Here is a 20194-nt window from a genome sequence, read left to right as displayed (position 1 = left end):
AAGCCGCGAAAAAATCCTTGTAAGCAACCCCTCGGCCACTCTACCAAAAAATACTGAATTCCGCCCTGCGGAGACCATTACTTTTATGGACAAAGCACCGAAATTTTTTGGGAAATTAGCATTTTTTTTCGCAGTAGAAGCCGCAAACTTTACAACAAGAGCCCCTAAACCGCATAATCCGCCGAAACAGCCTCAAAACAGCAGATTAGTTTATACAAAAAGTTCCCGGTCATTAACCAGGAACCTTTTAAGAACAGTGAGCATCAAGGACCGATCTTTATCGGCCTTATTTCACTTACAGCGGAATATTAGCGTGCTTCTTCCACAAACGCTTCTGATCCTTAGTCTTCAGAGCGTCGAAGGCACCCACAAGGCGCTTACGTACGTCTTCCGGCTTGATGACTTCGTCAACCACGCCCATGGCAGCGGCAACGTAGGGGTTCATCAATTCGTCTTCGTACTTGGCGATGCAAGCGGCACGTGCGGCAACCGGATCCGGTGCAGCAGTGATTTCCTTCTTGTTGATGATTTCAACAGCACCTTCTGCACCCATCACAGCCACCTGAGCAATAGGCAGAGCGAAGACATAGTCTGCACCCACGTCCTTGGAGTTCATGGCGATGTAAGCACCACCGAAGGCCTTACGGAGAATGAGGGTAACCTTAGGAACGGTTGCTTCGGCAAAGGCGTACAGGAGCTTTGCACCGTGGCGGATAATGCCAGAGTATTCCTGCTTGCTACCAGGCATGTAACCCGGAACGTCTACGAGAGCCAGCAGAGGAATGTTGAAAGCGTCGCAGAAGCGAACGAAGCGGCCAGCCTTGGAGGAACCATCAACATCCAGAGAACCAGCCAGGACCTTGGGCTGGTTAGCCACGATACCGATCACTTCACCGTTCAGGCGAGCGAAACCGATCACCACGTTCTTGCCCCAGTCCTTCTGAACTTCGAAGAAGCTGTCAGCGTCAGCGAAAGCGGCAATCACGGCGCTAACGTCGTAAGCCTGCTTATAGTTATCCGGAACGATGTCCTGGATAGTTGCGCTCTTATCTTCTGCAGTTTCGCAGGTAGCTTCCTGCTTGTTCAGGAACTTCTTGAAGAGCTTCTTGATGCCCTTTTCGTCAGCCTTTTCTTCCAGCTGTTCTGCAGCGGGAACGGGCTTGCACTTGTTGCCCTGGGGCAGGTAAGAAAGGAGCTTGCGAACGCCTTCCAAAGTCTTTACGTCATCTTCGAACATGAAGTGAGCCACACCGGACTTTGCGGTATGCACCGGAGCGCCACCCAGTTCGGCAGCGGTGATGTTTTCGCCCATGACCTGCTTAACCACAGCGGGGCCAGTGAGGAACATCTGGGAAGTGGACTGAGTCATGAAGATGAAGTCAGACAGAGCCGGAGAATAGCAGGCACCACCAGCACAGGGGCCCATAATCACGGCGATCTGGGGAATAACACCAGAAGCCCAAACGTTACGAGCCATGATAGCGCTATAGCCAGCCAGGGAGAACACGCCTTCGTCAATACGAGCTCCACCAGAGTCGTTCATAGCAACGAACGGGCAACCGGCTTCAACAGCCATGTCCATGACGCGGCAAATCTTTTCGGCATGGCACTGACCGAGAGCGCCACCACCAACGGTAAAGTCCTGAGAAGAAGCGAATACCAGACGGCCATTCACCTTGCCGTAACCGGTAACGACGCCATCACCCAGGATGACCTTGCTTTCCTTGAGAACGCGGTTGCTGGACTTGCGGAGAGCGCCAACTTCCACGAAAGTACCTGCGTCGAACAGCATTTCCATACGTTCGCGAGCAGTATACTTGCCGGACTGGTGCTGCTTATCGATACGGGCAGCGCCACCAGCAGCCTGAGCCTGGCTCAGGTACTCATTCAGTCTGTTCAAATGTTTTTCGTTCCACATACTGTAAGAACCCCTTGTGTAAAATTTTCGCAAACAAAGATAAAAAACGCTGTAAAAGCGGTCAACAAAAAACGCCATCTTTAGAGTATTTTACTATATTCAGCCTATTCTCATCCGGCATTCGTGCGCGGCCATTAACTCTCTGCTTGCTGCTCGCGGCACTTCGCCTTCAACTTGACCGAAGGAAGGACGCCGCAGGGTACCTGGGAAAGCGCTTCCTGAGTGTGTAACGTAGGGCCCCCGATTTCAACGAAAAATTGAGGTCGGCACCATATCGTTAAACTTTTTCTCAAGAGGTATCCCATGATAGCATTGGGATCACGCGCCGACTTCGGCGTCATTTTGAACCAGGACCTTCCGGAACAGGAAATTCCGGAGCTGCTGCGTCAATCCACTTTCCTTTCCGCGAAGGAGAACACCGCCTTCGTCAGGCTTTTCGAGGACAAGGAAATCCTGATGGACTTCCTGAACGCAGTCCTCCGTCGCAACGACGAGGATGCCATTACAGAGGTTGAGCACATGAACCGCGACCTGGCGGTCATCTACCCCAGCGACGACATCGTCGGTGTCGATGTTCACGCCAAGACCAAGAAGGGCGAATACATCGACGTAGAGATGCAGAGATACGGTCACACTCACTTTAAGGATCGCGTCGTTCTGTACGGAGCCGTCATGGCCGCCGAGGCCCACCGCGAAGAACTTCTTTCCCTTCAGAAGCGCCGCCGCGAACTCTCCCTCGCAGAACGTTATCGCATGCCCAAGATATACAGCATCTGGATCTGCGAGAACGCCACCGACGGTAACAAGGACTACCGCGACACCTGGGCAATCTACCGCAAGAGCGACCTGGGAAACAAGGACGCCTTGCCCGTAAGCGATGTTTTGAACTATATTTTCATTAAGTTGCCGAAGCTGGAAGCCGCCAAGGACGTTCCCGAAAGGGAGCGGGAATGGATGGACTTCATCAACAACTGCGGCAGCCGCGACGAAATTCCCAGCACCGCCCAGGGCGCCATCCGCGACGCCTACGAGCGGTTGCGCATCCGCAGGACCCCCAAGGAAGTTCTAGAAAGGCAGGCTTTTTCCATGACTACTCAGTACGACATCGACTGTTGCATCGACGACGCCATCAACGAAGGGCTTGCAAAAGGCTTTGAAAAGGGACTTGCCGAAGGACACGCAGAAGGTCGTGCTGAAGGCCGTGCTGAAGGCCGTGCAGAAGGTAAGGACGAAGCTCGGACCGAGGCGGTCATCAAGGCTTTAAAGCGAGGCAAGCTCACCCTGGATGAAATCGCAGAAGACAACGATGTTTCGATTGATCGGGTGCGAGAAATCCAGAAGAACCTGCAGGGAAAGTAAAAAAAATCAAGCTCCATCTGCATCGTGCGGGTGGAGTTTCTTTTTTTGGGGTGTTATGCTAGGCTAGCTTTTTTTTTGCGAGGACGCAATATCATTTCTGACAAAAATCCCAAGCACAAATTGTTTACTAGTCATCGATATTTTGTTCAAAATTTTTAAGAAATTCACCAACATACTTCTTACGACGCTTGTGCTTGCAGGCGCTAAGATAAGCAGATACCAAGTCCTTCTTGAGTTTACTTTTTGACACCATACAAATCCTGCTTTAGTCTATTTACAACTTCCAAGGCATGAACCCAGCAGGCATTCTTGAACTGGCACATATCCTTCAAAAAAATCAGCCCGCCCTGAATCCGGACGAGCCACTCATAAATCTTTATTTTATCAATTTCCTTCTTTGCGCGCTCCACTGTTACAAACAGTTCCTCGTGAAGTCGCATGGTCAGTTCCCGGAGTCGGTCGCCATACACAGGCCGTTGCTTGGCGGGAATCACTGCGGTAAGTTCAAATATGACGGAACACAGCTCACGTACCGAGATCATGGTAGAATAGACAAACTTCGTTTTTTCGTTGTAATAATATTGTTAGGCAAGCCCTTCTGCAAAAGTCGTTTATTGTAGTCGAACTCGGCACTAACCATGACTTTCCGCCGCCACTCTGCAAAGTTTTCCAGTACAGGCAAGTCCTCTATAACCACATGGGTTTTATCCAGCACCTTCAGGGTATAGCCTTGCTTTTCGGCAATACCCTTGACCTTTTCAAGAAGGTTCATACCAAAGCCAATAAACAAGACTTCGCGCCCCACGTTCTTTGGAACGGTAAGCACCACCTTGTACTTGGCGATATATTGTTGAAACAGGCTTGCGCTTTGTTCAAACACATGGTAGTGAGCCCTGCGCAAGTACATGTGTATTATTTTCGTGTTGCCGGTTTCGATTTCAAGCACTCGGGGATTTGTGTATAGCGAGTTTTTCCATTTTATTCCTTTGTATATAAAAAGAAGCCTTGGGGCTTACGCCCGGGAGGCTTCTTTTTTTTGGGGGGGGCGGCTCGCGCCGCTTGTTGTGGTGCCTACGGCACCTTGTTTTATGGCCCGTTGGGCCTGGTTAGGACGAGTCCTGGCGCATCGCGCAGGACTCTGCGGCTCACCTTTACGAAAAAGCAAGCTTTTTCGTGCAGGATTCGCCTTACGAGTCCTTGAGGCAACGCAAACTTCGACCGCTGTCCTTGCTGCCGCCGTACTGGAGCGCGTAGTCGCGACCGTAGTAGAAGTCCTGGTACCACGCGTCGTCGCTATCGTCCTCAGAGGCAGACCACAAGTAGGCGTCGTAGTCCCCAAAGTCGAAAACGCCATTGCCGAACCTGAAACCGGCGGGGAGCACCGAGAAACCATACTTGTCGGTACCGTTACCGCTATTGCTCCAGCCGCTGGTAGATTTCAACAACGAACCGGTAGCGCTGGATCCACCTATGTAGGTGTACAGGGTACTGTACTCCTCGTTCGTGGGCACATGCCAGCCCTCGGGGCAAATGCCTCGGTGGGGGCTGTTAGGTGTACAGGTCTTACCGTAGCCGCACTTGGTACCTGCGTTCACACTGAACTGGGCGGCGCTATCCATCACGGCGCTCCAGGTGTACAGGCGACCGTACTTGTCACAGTTGGAAGCCTTGTTGCCGTTGCACCAGCTGGTGGAGTCGGAGGTGCCGACGCTATAGTTGAACTTCACGCCCTTATAGGCATAGTTCAGGTTCTCGGCCATCCAAGTCTGGGTACCTATGGTGACGGTCTTGTATGTTTGACCATCGCGGGAATCGGTTAGCGAACCATACTTGACGCTGGAACTGCTAGATTCCGGGTCGAAGCCCGGAATGACATTGGAGGAGGAGCTCGTTGGCTGCGTCTGCGAACTGGAGGAGGAGGTGGCTTCGCCACTGGCGGGAGACGAGTCCTTGAGGCAACGTACGGAAAAACCGGTATCCTTATTGTCGTGGGACCTGTTCACGTCGTCGTAGTCGTAGTAGAAGTACCAATCGTACGCGTAGTAATAACTGAACTCAGAAGAACTCCAGAAGCTCGCGCGGTCGCCCTCGGTGCTGAAATAGCCGCCGTAGCTGCGGCGGCCCGCCGGCAGAACAGCGAAGCCGAAGGAATCAGTTCCGTTACCACCACCAGACCAGCCACTGGTGGACTTCAGTTTCATACCGGCGGTGCCGGTTCCGCCTACCGCAATCCACAAAGTATTCCACTCTGTATCGCTTGGCAGGTGCCAGCCAGAGGGGCAAGCGTTCATTGCCGCAGACCAGGTGTACAGGCGACCATACTTACTACAATTGCTAGCGTTATTATCATAGCAATAACTATTGCTTGTATTGTAGTTCAAATTCTCCGCCATCCAGGTCTGGGAGCCAATGGTGACGGTCTTGTACACCTGGCCGTCGCGGGTGTCGGTCATGGTGCCGTAGTCAATGTTCGGATTCAAGTAGGCCCAGTTTGCCTTGTCAGCAACGGAGCTGCCAGATTCCGGGGCGGTGCCCGGGATGACACTTGAAGAAGAACTCGGGAAGACAGAAGAAGACGAGCCAGCCTCTTCGCCAACAGCCCCCCAGGCACCTTCTACACATTTCAGTTCGCGGTTTTCTTCATAAAGGTAGGCAGTCAGGCCTTCTCTTGACCCCGTGCAGCCAGGCAAGTTTTCATCAACGTCAACAATCATATCGTAATGAAGCCACTTACGGTCCTTACAAACAAAGCCTTCCTTAGTCCCGTCAACAAAGCTAACAGAACCATCCCCACTTTCTGTACAGTTAGGCAAATCACCTTCAGACTCAACGAACGAAGCACTCGAGTCATTATGGCCATTAGACGGTCCATTTGTAGAACCCTCATCGCCACAGGCCACAAGACCCATGGCCAGAGCAAAGGCAACAAAGCCGGCCTTAACCGCAACCATTTCAAAAAAATTTATGTTCATCGAATCTACCCCCCGAGAACAAGTTTGCATACTCGCACCATGCGTTAAGTATAACTTAATTTACAGGCCCTTGCCAGTGCCCCTCTCCCCAAACAAGTATTAACGGACTGTACGTCCAAAACCAATCCCACAAACACAAAAAGCCCCCGGCATTCGCCAGGAGCCTTTTACCTAAAAGCACCGAAGGTGCGACCTCATCCCTCAAAGGGACCCTGCAAGGGGACCGGCCTCATTTTCCTAAATAAATGCTTCGATACCTTCGCGGCACTTTTCCCACTGGGGGTTCTTCTTGCACAACAGATCCATCATCTTTTCGTAGGTGGCCGTGTTGGAGAAGCCCTTCCACAGGCGACGTTCCACAGATTCACCGCTATCCTTGTCGATGGTGGTGATGGTGTCGTAGTAGTTGGAGTTATCCTTGAATTCGCTGATGAGGATGCCCTTCAGATCGTCGGTGTAGATCTTGGCGGCATACTTCAGGATAGAATCGTTGAAGTTCAGTTCGTTTTCGACCAGCCATTCGAAGTCCTGGATCGGATCACCGTAGATGAGCCAGTGCTTGAGGGCCAGAGCCACGACCAGGTCCTTGACGGCGCTACGGAAGATGAACTTGTCTTCAAGACGGCCGTTCCAGGTAATGCGGGTCAGCGGATTATCGTCGTTAGCTTCGATAGACACGCCCTTACCCGGGGTCACCTTACGGATCTTGATGGGCAGACGGCTCAGGAGCTGCCATGCCTTGGTGAAGGCGATAGTCTTGCGAACGAAATCCCGTTCCTTTTCGGGAGCCACGCGGACGAAGGCGCCGAAGCAACGCTGGTAAAGGGTTTCCTTGTCGAAGATGCAATCAGAAGAACGGCATTCAGAAAGCTTGCCATCCATCATGAACAGGGTCTTTGCAAGTTCCGGACGCATACGGACTTCCAGCTTACGGGTACGGGCCTTCAGGCGGACGCCATCCTTATAGACATAGGTAAAGCCTTCTTCCTGGTAACGCTGCCAGATGAAGAACTGCAGATCGTCTGCAGCGCGCAGGTGGTAGCTGAATACCGGGTTCTGGCGGTTGTTAGCCATGGTCACCTGGTTCAGGAAGCTATCGGCACCGGGGTACGGCACCACAACCTTCACGAGAACGTAGGGGTTCACCGGCTTCTTGCTCTTCTTGGCGTACTGTTCGTAGGTGAACAGGGACTGAGCACCGTTAATAATCTTGGGGCGTTCAATGAACAGCACCTTCTTGCCGTCACGATCCTTCAGGCGCAGGTCATCGCCGGTAAGGGTCATACCGTTGTGCAGGAACGGGAAGTCGTCCACGTTCACATTCTGGTCGTCGGCGCGTTCCATGGTCTGGAAGGCATCGATAAGGGCTGCGTTGGTATGAGTGAGGTTACCGAGGTAGGTACGGATATTGGAGCTGACGATAGCCATGTTGTGCTTAGTCTTGAGGCGCTTGCCCAATGCAACATGGTAGTCGAAAATGGTACGGATGGGGCAGAAACCGAGGAAGAGTTCACCGTGATCGCTGGTGAGGTGCAGCGGTTCGGATTCCATGACGATTTCAAGCTTGTCGTCGGCGGAGCGGAAGTCGCGGGTCAGGTCATCGTGTTCGGCAACGATTTCCAGCTTGGCCTTGATTTCGTCCTTCCAGAGGGTAAGCTTACGGCGCATGTCCTTAAGGGTACGTTCCAGTTCGGAGTCGGTAATATCGCGGCTGGCGCGGGTGCGGAGCACGGTGATTTCCAGAGTTTCCATGTAGGGGCGGCTTGCCGGTGCATCGGAATCTTCTTCTTCGGCATCATCGGAAATCTTGTTGACAGCCCAGGGGTCGGCTTCTTCACGGAGAGACATGAAGAACGGATTGGAAGGATCGCTGGTACGGAACACGGCGATCTGCAACTGCTTCAGGTCGGCATTCAGGTGAGCCACAACCTTTTCGAGAGGAGTATCTTCATCCAGGAAGATGAAGAATTCCATAAAGCCCTGGGAGTATTGGAATCCATGGAAGCAACCATTTTCATCCAGGTTTAGGTGCCGAAGTGCCTTGATTCGATCGGTAGGATCGTTAGGGTTAAGACTCAAAAGGCTAGCTACAAATGCTAGACGGCGTTCCTGTGATTTGGTCAATTCCATTTTTTTCCTCAGTATGATACACTAAAAAGTCCGGTACTAATGATGTACCTTCCAATTTGTCATATTTATATATAAAAAATAGCTTCAAATCCCCCCCTTTGAGCACAATTTTCAAAAAACTTTTAATTTTTTTTGAAAAAAATTGACGTTTTCATAAACATTTGAGCACTAATTATAGAAAAACACTCAAATCATTACCTCTAACCGTACGAAAAATGTAAGATGGATTTTAGCATTTTTTCGGCCGATGTCGCTCCAACGCAACTTAAAAATACTATGATTAAAGCTATAGGAGATACGTTATGAATTTGCTCGATGTTATTGCCAAGGCCAAAGCCGACAAGTCCAAATCACTGGATCTGTCGCAGCAGAATATTCGTCTGCTCCCTCCGGAACTGTTCGAACTGGATTCCCTCGAGGAACTGGTTCTAGACCGTAATATGCTGGTAGAACTGCCCGATGACATCGGCAAGCTCAAGAACCTTAAAAAGCTTTCCGTCAGCGAAAACGACCTGATGGAACTTCCCGAAACCATTGGCGAATTGACCCAGCTGGAACACCTGTACCTGGGTTACAACAGCCTGTCTGAACTGCCGGATTCCGTAGGTAACCTCAAGAACCTGCAGCAGGTGAACATCGCCAAGAACCAGCTGCTGGACCTGACCGACAAAATCGGCTCCTGGACCAAGGTGACCAAGCTGAGTCTCCACGACAACATGCTGGCCGAAATTCCCGCATCTCTGGGCAAGCTCTCCAAGCTGAAAAAACTCTATCTTGACAATAACGATCTCACCAGCATCCCCGCCACCCTGGGCAAGCTGGAATCCCTGGAAATTCTCATGATCTCCGGCAACAGCCTGGGAGCAATTCCTTCTGAATTCGGCAACCTCAAGAACCTGAAGGAACTGGTCCTGGACGCAAACCAGCTGGAATCCCTGCCCGAAAGCCTGGCCGAATGCGAAAAGCTGGAAACCATCTCCGTCATGGAAAACCCCATGGAAGGCGGCGTTCCTCGCATCCTGTTGGACAAGAAGAACCTGAAAATCGACCAGTAATCATTAGCTTAGCGATTAAAGGTTAAAGACTAAAGGGTTATGCAGAAGCTTTCTACAGAAACCGGTGTGAAGAACATTCCATCGGTTTTTTCTTTTTTTATCGGTATGCTTATTATCGCCAACCTCTGGGGTTGCGGTGATTTTATGCACCCCGTAGAAAGCACCCCTGCCCCCACAGAGTACACCTACAATTACTGGCTGCTGGAACGGACCTACCTCTTCGAAGAGGAACTGGGAAAACTGGAACCGGAAGGGGATTCCGTTCAAACCCTGTATGAAGTCCTGGACGACCCATTCACCCGATACGTGGCCCCGTCCAAGAGCGAGCAGACTTCCATCTCCATCAACACCAGCATCGTCCCCGGTTCTCTAGGCATGGAATACGTGCTCTACGCTAACCAGCCATACCCCTTGCGCATTAAGCGGGTCTACCCCAATGGCCCTGCAGGGCGCGCAGGAATTCGCCGCTGGGGTTACATCACGGAAGTCAACGGCAAGAGCCTTCTGCAAACCGAGACATTTTCTTATAGCGCCGCCTACAACACCTACGATTCCATCCTGAATTACAACAAGTCCATTGAATTGAAGGTCGCCTACGAAGACGACACCCTTTCTTACAAGATGGAAAAGGAAGACGTTTACGCCCCCACCGTTTTCGTAGATACCACAATCGACGGAACCATCGTGGTTACCATCACCGAGTTCAAACAAACTACCGCCGACAAGGAAAAGGGATCGTATGGCGAACTGAAAGCCTATCTTGATTCCACGCGGAATTACAGCAAGCCCAGAATACTGGACCTGAGAAACAACCCGGGCGGACATGTAACCCAGTGCGTCAACATGGCGGATCTATTCATAAAGTCCGGACCCATATCTACCCGAAGCTGGAGAACTTTTAACGGCGACGGGACTCCTGTCAAAAAGTCAAATACATCTAACGCCATTTCCGGAGACGCAGGCGAAGAAGGAAAGTTCCTGGTCCTGGTCAACGGAGGAAGCGCCAGCTGCGCGGAAATCTTTACTGCAGCCATCGCCGAGGGCGCTGGCATCCCTGTTGCCGGCGACACTACCTACGGCAAGGGCATCGGGCAGACCACCTGGAACACCATGGCAGGCGGCCTCGCCATTATCACCAACCTGGAATTTTTGACACCCAAGGGGAACTCCTACCACAAAATCGGAATCATTCCCGACTACCCCTGTCAAAGCGTCGACTTGAATTGCGGCATGAAAGCCCTAGAAAAATATTACGGGAAAAAGTTCTCCGATTCCGAAGACGATAAAGTTTCGAAGAAGGCCATTAGCCCCAGCAAACCATCTATCGGTGGTGCTTTCATAGAAAGTGAAGAACCTTTTCTTATATTTTGAACGTTGGGTTAGAAAGTCTGGGTTAGTTTTTTTGAGGATGAAATGAAGAACAAAAGTTTATCTATAGCAAGCATTGCTGCGTTGACCATGGGTTTCCTGATGTGGGGCTGTACCGAAAACAGCAGCAGCGCCACAAAGGAAATCACGGACCAGGACAGGGAATCCATCTATTACCAGGAACTCCTGTACAATCATTTTCTGTTAAGCGCCTATTATTACGACGCCCACCTCAAAAATGAACTGAACAGCGATCCCGACGTCTACTTCAAGGTACTCTTTACCGCCGACTTCTCCAAGGGTGCCTGCACATCTCGTTATGCAGACGTCTGCGGCATGTACAACCAGATGAGCGACAGGTACACCCGCTATTACGACCCCGAGTTCTCTGACGGCATCATGAAGGCCCTGACCGAATCTCCAGAAAGCGTGGGTATCGGCGCCGAGGTTGACGTTATCGACAACGCACTGGTATTTACCGAAATCTTCCGCAATTCCCCCGCCTATTTCGCAGGGCTGCAGGAAGGCGACATCATCACCGCGGTAAACTACCGAACCATCACAAGCCAGGCCGATTACGAAGAGGCGATTCAGGGGCAAAAGCTGGACATCATCAAGATTGCATACATCCGCGACGGAGAATCCCACACCGCCGTGATCCAGCTGGACTCATTTAACGCCCCTACAGTCCATCTGGCATACAAAAGCGGCATCCCTGTCATTACCATCGATGAATTTACCGACATTACCGCAAACGAATACGGAACCTATGGAGAATTCCATGAACGCCTCCAGAAGATTGTAGACAACGGCGACAAATCCCTCATCATCGACTTGCGCGACAATGGTGGCGGCACAATCGAACACTGCGAAAATGCATCGGCAGACCTGCTTTCCAAGGGAGAAAAACTGGCCACATTCGTTGAAGCCACCTGGGATTCCGTTCAAAGCGGAATTCAGAACAAGATTGTTCAAAAATTCGACACCACCACGGATTACGCAGAAGTCGACGGCATCGGCAAGGACCTGTATGTGGTATTCCTGGCCAACGAGAATACCGCCAGCTGCTCTGAAATCATGTTGATGAACATTACCAGCAACAAGGCCTCCCCCATTGTAGGAACCACCACCTACGGCAAGGGCATCGGCCAGGGTTATAGCGAAACCTTCGCAGGAGGAATCTTCGGTATTACCGACGCCCACATCTTTGACAAGAACGGGGAAACATACCACTCCTTCGGAATCGAGCCCGACCACCTCATCTACGACTCCGACAAGCAAATGGCCAAGGCTGTAGAAATTGCCACCCTAGGCACAGAAAAAAGAACAGCCGGTTACGGCAAGGTCTCTACAGGAAACTTCGACAAGGAAGCCGCCGGAGAAAGCAGCGAGGCAAAGGTTCTTGACCGCGACTATATCCGCCGCGGCGCAGGAAGCTTCAGATTCAAGAAAGTAGCGAATTAGCACCTGTTACAGGTTTCGCATACGGACCATGACGTCCGTCGTATCATTGGCCTTGACCGCAGGAGCGGCCAGGGTCTTTTCAATTTCTCCACGGATTTCGGCAACCTGTTTTTGCAGGCGGCCCAGGCGTTCCCCTTCCAGTTTGGGAGTCGCAATCATGGTCTTGCTGGTGGGATTGATCCAGGCGCCCTTCTCGTTCTTGAAACCGAAGTGCAGATGGGGGCCGGTGCTACGACCGGTGTTACCCACGCGGCCGATAACCTGACGGGGAGCCACCTTGGCACCGACACCTACACCGCGAACAGACAGGTGCATGTACCAGCTCTGGGAATTGTCGCGATGGCGGATTGCAATCTTGTTACCGCTTAAATCATCATAACCCGAAACCACGACCACACCTTCGGCCACGGCATAAACCGGAGTGCCCGTGGGGTTACCATAGTCAATACCGTGATGGCTCTTGCGCTGGCCTGTAATGGGATGAATTCGGGAGCCATAGGGGCTTGTTACGTGGAGACGGTCCAAGGGGTAACGCAGACCGTCATAGACCAGGGCTTCGCCCTTTTCGGTATAGTGGGCGTTAAAGGAACTCTTGGGATCCGGATCCTCGTAGCGGAAGGCTTCGTGATGGCCCACAATGCGACCGTCGAATTCGGCATAGACCACCTTGCCGCTAATCCAGATAGAATCCTGATAGAACGTCTCTTCCAGAAGGATACGGAACTTGTCGCCGGCACGGGCCAGAGGGAAGGCCACCTTGCACTGGAGCACGCCACTGACGATACCCACCATGCGGCCAGGAATGCCCACCTTGAACAGGGTGCCGTTCAGGGTGCTGCCTTCGGTAAGAGCACCCTCGAAAATAGACATGCGGCGGGTCACCGGCTTTTCGATACGGCTATAGACGTAGCCCGAATCCGTCTTGCTCATCATGTGGATGGTGGCGGGAGAAGTGGCATAGCGGAATCGCTGAACGCTGCCTGTAGAATCCAGGGCGGCAAAGAAGACCTGCCCCACACGCATCTTGGAAAGTTCCACGCTATCCTGCATGCCAAGCACCAGCTTGCCGCGTTCCTTTTCGTTAATATGCATGCGGGAAAGCACCTGGAACAAGCCATCGCCAGCACGGACCGTATCATTTTCTACAATCCAGTTTCCGGGAAGCATCTGGGACTGTTCTATAGCCTGATTCAGGGAATCGATTTTGGCCTGAAGGGCGACACCCTCTGCCTGCAACTGCAGGATCTTTTCCTGTTCGTTACAACCCCAAAGGGTGATGACGCAAATGACTACCGCAAATTTTATAAAGAAACGGAACACAAACACCTCGACTATACAAGCTGCATTGTCAAATCTGCGAACCCTCAAAAAGCATCACATAAAATGCAGCTATTTCAGTTAACAAGCGCAAGATAAAAAAAGACCTCTCCCTTTGTTTGGAGAGGTCCTCAAATCATAAAAGATTTCAGCGCAAATTACTGTGCAGCGGCCGGAGCTTCTGCAGCAGCGGCGGGAGCAGCAGCCGGTGCAGCGGCAGCGGGTGCTTCTGCAGCGGGCTTAGCTTCAGCCTTGGGAGCTGCGGGCTTTGCAGCCTTAGCGGCGGGAGCCTTCTTTTCAGCCTTAGCGGGCTTCACTTCAGCCTTTGCTTCTTCCTTTGCGGGTTCAGCCTTGGGTTCGTCAGCAGAGTGGGTGTCGATCAATTCCATTTCGAACACGAGAGTGCTGTTACCCGGAATCTGCGGGCCACGACCACGGGGACCGTAAGCGATATCGCTGGGGATCCATGCGGTAACCTTTTCGCCAACCTTCATGAGCTTCAGCATTTCGGTCCAACCCGGAATCACTGCGCCAATGGGGAATTCCAGAGGTTCGCCACGATCGACGGAGCTATCGAACTTGGTGCCATCCAGGAGAGTACCGGTATAGTGAACCTTGACGATGTGGCCATCGGCAGGAGTTGCACCAGTACCTTCGGTAATTACCTTGTACTGAAGGCCGCTTTCGGTGGTAACGACACCTTCAGCAGTCTTGTTCTGAGCGAGGAAAGCTTCACCAGCAGCCTTGTTGTTAGCGGCAGCGATGCTATCCTTCATTTCCTTTTCCTTCTGACGGGACTGAGAAAGGTCGGTCAGGGTCTGGAAAATAACGGAATCGTTCATCAGGAAGCTTGCGGAATCTTCGTTATAGCGTTCCTTGAAAGCCTGGATAAACACGTCGATGTCCAGATCGATGGAGTCGCGAGTCACCAGCTGGAAGTGAGCCTGGTTACCAAAGTGAGCACCGAGAGCGTAGCTATACTTATCCTTTTCAGTAACGAGAGCAGTCTTTTTTGCGGGAGCGGAACCCTGGCACAGCTGATCACAACCAGTCATAGCAAGAGCAATTGCACCTGCAGCAAGAAGCATTTTTTTGTTCATTTCATTCCTCTTTTTTTGTTAGACGAGTGGAAAAATAACAAAATGCGGCTTCAAAAGACAATCTGTAACGCATTTTTACCAAAAGATTTTCATATATTGCACTTTATTAAAAAAGTAAGGAATTTATATGTGTGGAATTGTCGCGTATATTGGGCAAAGTGAGGCTTTACCGATTCTAGTTGGCGGTCTAAAGAAGCTAGAATACCGTGGTTACGACAGTTCGGGCGTCGCCCTCATCGACAATGATGAAATCAGCACTGTTCGCGCATCGGGCAAAATTTCGGCATTGGAAGCTAAGCTCAAGGCCACCCCTGTAAGCGGAAGCATCGGTATCGCCCACACACGCTGGGCCACCCACGGCGCCCCCACCGAACAGAACGCCCACCCCCACCAGAGCTTTGACGGCAAGATTTCCATTGTCCATAACGGCATTATCGAAAACTATGCCTCCCTGAAGAAGCGTCTCCAGGCAGACGGCATCCTGTTCAAGTCCGAAACAGACACCGAAGTGGTGACTCACCTGATTGCAAAGTTCTACAAGGGCAACCTGAAGGAAGCGGTTCTCAAGGCCCTCTCCCTCATCGAAGGAACTTTCGGCCTGGCCGTCATCTGCAAGGATGAGCCCAATACTCTGATTGGCGCACGTCGCGGTAGCCCCCTGATTCTCGGTATCGGTCAGAACGAATTCTTCCTGGCCAGTGACGTTTCCGCCATCATCAGCCACACCCAGAAGGTGGTCTATCTGGACGACAACGACGTGGTGGAAATCCATCGTGAAAAGTACAACCTGCTGAACACCCAGAGCCAGCCGGTTCAGCACGAAGTCCAGGATGTGGAATTCGATGCGGACTCCATCGCCAAGGGCGGCTTCGCCCACTTCATGCTGAAGGAAATTTTTGAACAGCCCGAAGTGCTCCGCAACACCATGCGCGGACGCCTCCTGTGCGCCGAAGGCAACGCAAAGCTTGCAGGCCTCGACACCAACATCCGCGAGCTCCGCAACATCAACCGCATTATCATTACCGCCTGCGGTACCAGCTATTATGCCGGCATGGTTGGCGAATACATGATCGAAGATCTGGCAGGCGTTCCTGTTGAAGTGGAATACGCTTCCGAGTTCCGCTACCGCAACCCCATCATTAAGCCGGGCACCCTGGTGCTGGCCATTTCACAGTCCGGTGAAACCGCCGATACCTTGGCCGCATTGAAGGAAGCCCAGCAGAAGGGAGCCACCGCTCTTGCCATCTGTAACGGCGTTGGTTCTACCATCGCCCGTACAAGCGACGGTGGCGTTTATCTGCACGCCGGTCCCGAAATCGGTGTGGCAAGTACCAAGGCATTTACTTCCCAGGTGACCGTTCTTGCCATGATTGCATTGCTGTTGGGCCGTCAGCGTCGCCTCAGCTTTGAAAGCGGTGCAGACATCGTCAAGGCCATGCAGGAATTGCCGGAACAGGTGGAACAGACCCTCAAGCTTTCGGACCAGATTGCAGGCATCGCCCAGAAGTATGTAAAAGCAAACAACTTCCTTTATCTGGGACGCCACTACAACTACCCTGTTGCTATGGAAGGCGCTCTGAAGTTGAAGGAAATCAGCTACATCCATGCCGAAGGCTACCCCGCTGCCGAAATGAAGCACGGCCCCATCGCCCTGATCGACGAAAACATGCCCGTGGTGGTCATCGCCCCCAAGGACGCCCTCTTTGACAAGGTTATCAGTAACGTCCGTGAAATCAAGGCCCGAGGCGGTAAGGTTATCGCCATCACGACCGACGATTGTCACCCGCTGGATGAAATCGCCGACCATCTGATCAAGGTTCCCAAGACCATCAGCATGCTGATGCCGATCCTCACCTGCATTCCCCTGCAGCTCATGGCTTACCACATTGCCGTGCTCCGCGGAAACGACGTGGACCAGCCCCGCAACCTGGCCAAGAGCGTGACTGTGGAATAATCCGCAGGGTCTCAAAAGTTTGCAAAGAAGCCTCCAGGATTTTTCCTGGAGGCTTTTTCATTTGACGTCCAAACTAATCCTTGACACACCGTACCGAATAGAGCACATCCGCATCAAAGAATTCTTCCACGATGGAAATTCCGAAATGGGAATTTCTGAGGACGTAGGTGTAGGAACAGTCGATGATGCCTTCGTCACCTTCACCGCACTCGTCTACAAAGGTATCACTCCAGATAAAGGAATTATCGGCATTGTAGACGACATCGTCCTGTCCCCCAAAGCTACCCGTGACTTTCAGGTTGAATCCATTTGCGGACTGGAGGTTCTTGGGACCAAGCTTCAGAAGGGCATCCAGTTCCCCCTTTACCGGAAGGTGCCAGCCGTCGGGGCAAATTTCACGAGCTTCTTTCCAGCGGTAGAAGCGTCCATAGGTGGCGCAGTCGTCGCCATTAAAGCACTTGCTTCCCGGAGTCTTGAAGTTCAGATTCTCCGCCATCCAAACTTGTTTCCCCAGTTTGACGGTCTTGTATGACGTCCCGTCCCTTTTATCTACAAGGGTGCCCGCAAAGCACAGGGCCGACAGCAACGAAACCCCGGCCATGACGCGGGGCAGAGACTTCAAAATTCGAGATGGTTTCCAGGTCATGGAGCAGTTCCTTTTCTTTGAATAAATCTAGATTCCATCCACCCCATAAAGCAAGACGTTCCATTCTGATTTTTCTACATTTTTCGCTCCATGGAACAGGAATTTTTGGAACAGGAAGATTACGAAGTCCGCATTGGAGCCTTCAACGGCCCCATGGACCTTCTGGTGTACCTTGTCCAGAAGAAGGAAGTTCCCCTGGAACAGATTTCCATTGCGGAAATTGCCGACCAGTTCTTGAAATGGGTGAACGTCTATAGCGAATCCACCAGCATGGACCTTTCCAAGGCAGGCGACTTTTTGTCGATGGCCAGCCGACTGATGGCGCTGAAGGTGCAGGAACTTTTGCCTGCCGAAGAACGCGACCCCGAAATGGAAGCGGAATACAACGAAGACCGCGAAGCCCTCATGAAGGAAATGCTGGAATACCAGCGATTCAAGCAGGTGGCCAGCGGCCTCCAGGAAATGGAAGGCAACAACTTCGGTACTTATTCCCGCGGCCGTCTCGAAAAGACCCAGTCCGACGAAGACACCCTGGCCGACGCCAACATCTGGCAGCTTTTCCGCGCCTATCAGAAGAGTCTGAAGACCAAGATTTCCGAGACTATCCACCACATCGAACTGGATTACGTCACCATTCAGGACCGTCAGCAGGCAATCAACAATTACCTGAGCGTCAATGGTCGCGCCCTGTTCGAAGACCTGCTGGACAACGACTCCCACCCCATCGTGGCAGCCGTTACCTTCATGGCTATGCTGGAGATGATCAAGACCGACGAAATCGTCTTTAGACAGAGCGAACTTTTTGGACCGATCTGGATTTACCGCAAGAAGAACAATGCTGATTATGCCGACGAAATGGCTCGCGAGACCGTGTTCTTCAGCAAGGATCCCGACGTCAAGCCCGGCCTTGTGGAAGCCATCCGTAACCAGGCATTGGCCCGCTCCCAGGAACAGTCTGTGGGAGACTTGGCCGCTGTCATGCGCGAAGCGGTGCAGTGGACCAACAACGGTCGCAGCGTTTCTGACGAAGACTTGACCGCCATGCTGGAAGGCAAGGTGGATATGTCCGACGTGCAGGAAAATCCCTTCGCCGAAATGATGAAGGCAGACGAAGCCGCCGAACAGGCCATGAACGGCATGCCGCAGGAAGGTACAGCACCGGCTGCAGAAGCCGCGGAAAATGCACAGGCCGCGGAAATGGTTAGCGAGCCCGCAGAACCGGCACAAGCCGCCAACGAGTCCATCGAAGAACCGGTCGTTGAACGTCTCGCAGAATTCGCAGACGACGAGCCCACCGAAACTGCCGCAAGCGAAGACCTTGGCGACGAGTTTGAAGATGGCGAGTTTGAAGATGATTTTGAAGACGGCGATGAATTCGAAACCGCAGAAGATGAAGAGGATGACGCCCCCGTCGTCGTAGTCACTTCCGCCGACGATGACGAAGAAGAGCCTGCAGAAGAGCCTGTTGTCGCCAGTGCAGCGGAACAACCCGACGCAACCATCGCAAAGACAGAACAGCCTGCCGCAAGCAGCGATCCGTCCCAGATGTCCGACGAGGAATTCGCCGAGTTCATGCGCAAGGCCCAGGAATTCTACAACAACGGCGGTCAGGGCGAAGCCCCGGCAATGCCCATGCCAAAGCCTACCCAGGCCCCTGCCGACCCCGCCGTCAAGCCTATCGAGGAGCGCCCGGTTTCTGAGACGCCCGCAGCACCTGTCGCACCGGCCCCGGCACCCGCAGACGAAAAAGAAGATGAGGACGAGGGCCCCATCTTCGCTGGCAACGAAATGACCGATGCTGAATATATCGCCTACCTTACCCGCAGTGCCAAGAACTTCGGCAAGAAATAATCCTCAAATTCACGAAATTTGAAAAACTACGAACCAAGCGAACAAATTCTCCGGCATCGGTAAGTAGTTATTTAGTTTATACACAATAAAATTCCGTATTTTGGGACAAAATTTCATTTTAAATTTGAGAATTAGAGGATTTCACAATCCTTTTTCATTCCCAAATGCGATTTTTCGACATTCTTCCGCCCAATTTCAATTACTTTATACAAAACAATACGAACCAAACAGCGATATATATGCCATTTGGTTCGTAAGAATCGCATTTTTCAGCATTTTTGACTGAATGCAGCCAACAATCGTCGCGGCAGTATGCCGAGCTAATCGTCGCTACGGCCGCCCAGCAGCCCGGCGCGGTAAGCCCAGTACAGCAACTGCATAATGGAACCGATAGCGGCCGCCACATAGGTAAGGCCTGCGGCAAAGAGCACTCCGCTTACCGTATTGTATTCGCGACCCTGGGCCACGATGTCCATGCGGGCAAGAGCCTTCTTGGCGCGGGCAGAGGCGTCAAATTCAACCGGAACAGTCACCAGCGTAAAGAGGGTGGCGATGGCAAACAGCAGAACGCCAACGATAGCCAGGGAGTACCCTAGGGCGCGACCGGCACCCATCAGGATGATACCGATAATCACAAGCCACGGTCCCAGATTGGAACCGATGTTGGCGGCGGGCACGATGAAGCTGCGGAGCCACAGGGGGAAATACCCCTGTGCATGCTGAATAGCATGGCCCACTTCGTGGGCGGCTACGCCAGCAGCGCTTGCATTCCTGCCGTAAAAAACTTCCTTTGAAAGGTTGAGGGTCTTGTTCAGCGGATTATAGTGATCCGAAAGAAAACCTTGATGCACATGTACAGTCACATCGGTAATGCCAGCATCCATAAGGATCGCCTTGGCCACATCGGCACCGGTCAGGCCGCTGGAAATATTCACTTTCTGCCCTGCGTTAAAGCGGGACTTCACCATCCACGAAACAATGCCGGAAAGGGCAAGGGTTACCACCAGGATGGACATATATAGGGGATCAAACATCATATTTTATACCTCTACCCTAAATG

General features: G+C 52.1%; 15 protein-coding genes. 6 read left to right on the top strand and 9 right to left on the bottom strand.

Features of this window, described 5'->3' with window-relative positions:
- Positions 1-295: 295 nt before the first annotated feature.
- Positions 296-1918, bottom strand: a complete 1623-nt coding sequence (locus BUB38_RS06400; protein WP_073158779.1) for an acyl-CoA carboxylase subunit beta — start codon at positions 1916-1918, stop codon at positions 296-298.
- Positions 1919-2221: 303 nt separating this feature from the next.
- Here BUB38_RS06400 and BUB38_RS06395 point away from each other — a divergent pair, with 303 nt between their 5' ends.
- Entirely contained in the window at positions 2222-3277 is a 1056-nt protein-coding gene (locus tag BUB38_RS06395) for a PD-(D/E)XK nuclease family transposase (protein ID WP_073158777.1), read from the top strand.
- Between the two features lie 236 nt (positions 3278-3513).
- Here the strand turns inward: BUB38_RS06395 and BUB38_RS06390 are convergent, their stop codons facing one another.
- From BUB38_RS06390 to BUB38_RS06375, 4 genes are all read right to left on the bottom strand, one after another.
- A complete protein-coding gene (locus BUB38_RS06390; RefSeq protein WP_073158774.1) occupies positions 3514-3819 on the bottom strand; it encodes a hypothetical protein in 306 nt (101 codons plus the stop codon).
- Positions 3816-4223, bottom strand: a complete 408-nt coding sequence (locus BUB38_RS06385; RefSeq protein ID WP_073158772.1) for a beta/alpha barrel domain-containing protein — start codon at positions 4221-4223, stop codon at positions 3816-3818. The genes BUB38_RS06390 and BUB38_RS06385 overlap by 4 nt, the downstream gene beginning before the upstream one ends.
- A gap of 241 nt (positions 4224-4464) precedes the next feature.
- On the bottom strand, positions 4465-6249 hold the full coding sequence (locus BUB38_RS06380) for a fibrobacter succinogenes major paralogous domain-containing protein (RefSeq protein ID WP_073158769.1): 1785 nt from the start codon (positions 6247-6249) through the stop codon (positions 4465-4467).
- A gap of 237 nt (positions 6250-6486) precedes the next feature.
- Positions 6487-8379: an AIPR family protein gene (locus BUB38_RS06375; RefSeq protein ID WP_073158767.1), complete on the bottom strand. Its 1893-nt coding sequence runs from the start codon at positions 8377-8379 to the stop codon at positions 6487-6489.
- Positions 8380-8681: 302 nt separating this feature from the next.
- Between BUB38_RS06375 and BUB38_RS06370 the strand changes: the two genes are divergently transcribed.
- Genes BUB38_RS06370 through BUB38_RS06360 form a run of 3 tightly spaced genes read left to right on the top strand, consistent with a single transcriptional unit; the run spans position 8682 to position 12266 of the window.
- Positions 8682-9434, top strand: a complete 753-nt coding sequence (locus tag BUB38_RS06370) for a leucine-rich repeat domain-containing protein (protein ID WP_073158764.1) — start codon at positions 8682-8684, stop codon at positions 9432-9434.
- Between the two features lie 39 nt (positions 9435-9473).
- Positions 9474-10805, top strand: a complete 1332-nt coding sequence (locus BUB38_RS06365) for a S41 family peptidase (protein ID WP_073158761.1) — start codon at positions 9474-9476, stop codon at positions 10803-10805.
- 42 nt (positions 10806-10847) lie between these two features.
- Positions 10848-12266 (top strand): S41 family peptidase, encoded by a 1419-nt coding sequence (locus BUB38_RS06360; RefSeq protein ID WP_073158758.1) that lies wholly within the window; start codon positions 10848-10850, stop codon positions 12264-12266.
- 6 nt (positions 12267-12272) lie between these two features.
- Here BUB38_RS06360 and BUB38_RS06355 read toward each other — a convergent pair whose 3' ends face one another.
- A complete protein-coding gene (locus BUB38_RS06355) occupies positions 12273-13586 on the bottom strand; it encodes a M23 family metallopeptidase (RefSeq protein WP_073158755.1) in 1314 nt (437 codons plus the stop codon).
- A 155-nt stretch (positions 13587-13741) separates the two neighbouring features.
- The gene (locus BUB38_RS06350; RefSeq protein ID WP_083538093.1) at positions 13742-14683 is read right to left on the bottom strand and encodes an FKBP-type peptidyl-prolyl cis-trans isomerase; all 942 of its coding nucleotides are present in this window, start codon (positions 14681-14683) and stop codon (positions 13742-13744) included.
- A 127-nt stretch (positions 14684-14810) separates the two neighbouring features.
- Here BUB38_RS06350 and glmS point away from each other — a divergent pair, with 127 nt between their 5' ends.
- Complete coding sequence (gene glmS, locus BUB38_RS06345; protein WP_073158752.1) at positions 14811-16637, top strand: glutamine--fructose-6-phosphate transaminase (isomerizing); 1827 nt, start codon at positions 14811-14813, stop codon at positions 16635-16637.
- A gap of 73 nt (positions 16638-16710) precedes the next feature.
- On the opposite strand, the gene BUB38_RS06340 is transcribed toward glmS, so the two are convergent.
- On the bottom strand, positions 16711-17283 hold the full coding sequence (locus BUB38_RS06340; RefSeq protein WP_073158750.1) for an FISUMP domain-containing protein: 573 nt from the start codon (positions 17281-17283) through the stop codon (positions 16711-16713).
- Between the two features lie 90 nt (positions 17284-17373).
- Between BUB38_RS06340 and BUB38_RS06335 the strand changes: the two genes are divergently transcribed.
- Positions 17374-19134: a segregation/condensation protein A gene (locus BUB38_RS06335; RefSeq protein ID WP_073158747.1), complete on the top strand. Its 1761-nt coding sequence runs from the start codon at positions 17374-17376 to the stop codon at positions 19132-19134.
- A 320-nt stretch (positions 19135-19454) separates the two neighbouring features.
- Here BUB38_RS06335 and BUB38_RS06330 read toward each other — a convergent pair whose 3' ends face one another.
- Positions 19455-20171 carry a zinc metallopeptidase gene (locus tag BUB38_RS06330; RefSeq protein ID WP_083539733.1) on the bottom strand — a complete coding sequence of 239 codons (717 nt, stop codon included), beginning with the start codon at positions 20169-20171 and terminating at the stop codon, positions 19455-19457.
- Between the last annotated feature and the right edge of the window lie 23 nt (positions 20172-20194).

Source organism: Fibrobacter sp. UWH5 (assembly GCF_900142505.1).
In the GTDB taxonomy this organism is placed as follows: domain Bacteria; phylum Fibrobacterota; class Fibrobacteria; order Fibrobacterales; family Fibrobacteraceae; genus Fibrobacter.
Note: the sequence above shows the minus strand (reverse complement) of the source record. Positions and strands in the feature narration are given on the sequence as shown.

What these genes read in the sequence shown, in the direction of transcription:
- glmS (WP_073158752.1), top strand. Translation starts at nt 14,811, where the DNA reads ATGTGTGGAATTGTCGCGTATATTGGGCAAAGTGAGGCTTTACCGATT.
- BUB38_RS06335 (WP_073158747.1), top strand. Translation starts at nt 17,374, where the DNA reads ATGGAACAGGAATTTTTGGAACAGGAAGATTACGAAGTCCGCATTGGA.
- BUB38_RS06350 (WP_083538093.1), bottom strand. Translation starts at nt 14,683, where the DNA reads ATGAACAAAAAAATGCTTCTTGCTGCAGGTGCAATTGCTCTTGCTATG.
- BUB38_RS06365 (WP_073158761.1), top strand. Translation starts at nt 9,474, where the DNA reads ATGCAGAAGCTTTCTACAGAAACCGGTGTGAAGAACATTCCATCGGTT.
- BUB38_RS06395 (WP_073158777.1), top strand. Translation starts at nt 2,222, where the DNA reads ATGATAGCATTGGGATCACGCGCCGACTTCGGCGTCATTTTGAACCAG.
- BUB38_RS06375 (WP_073158767.1), bottom strand. Translation starts at nt 8,379, where the DNA reads ATGGAATTGACCAAATCACAGGAACGCCGTCTAGCATTTGTAGCTAGC.
- BUB38_RS06330 (WP_083539733.1), bottom strand. Translation starts at nt 20,171, where the DNA reads ATGATGTTTGATCCCCTATATATGTCCATCCTGGTGGTAACCCTTGCC.
- BUB38_RS06370 (WP_073158764.1), top strand. Translation starts at nt 8,682, where the DNA reads ATGAATTTGCTCGATGTTATTGCCAAGGCCAAAGCCGACAAGTCCAAA.
- BUB38_RS06390 (WP_073158774.1), bottom strand. Translation starts at nt 3,819, where the DNA reads ATGATCTCGGTACGTGAGCTGTGTTCCGTCATATTTGAACTTACCGCA.
- BUB38_RS06340 (WP_073158750.1), bottom strand. Translation starts at nt 17,283, where the DNA reads ATGACCTGGAAACCATCTCGAATTTTGAAGTCTCTGCCCCGCGTCATG.
- BUB38_RS06400 (WP_073158779.1), bottom strand. Translation starts at nt 1,918, where the DNA reads ATGTGGAACGAAAAACATTTGAACAGACTGAATGAGTACCTGAGCCAG.
- BUB38_RS06380 (WP_073158769.1), bottom strand. Translation starts at nt 6,249, where the DNA reads ATGAACATAAATTTTTTTGAAATGGTTGCGGTTAAGGCCGGCTTTGTT.
- BUB38_RS06360 (WP_073158758.1), top strand. Translation starts at nt 10,848, where the DNA reads ATGAAGAACAAAAGTTTATCTATAGCAAGCATTGCTGCGTTGACCATG.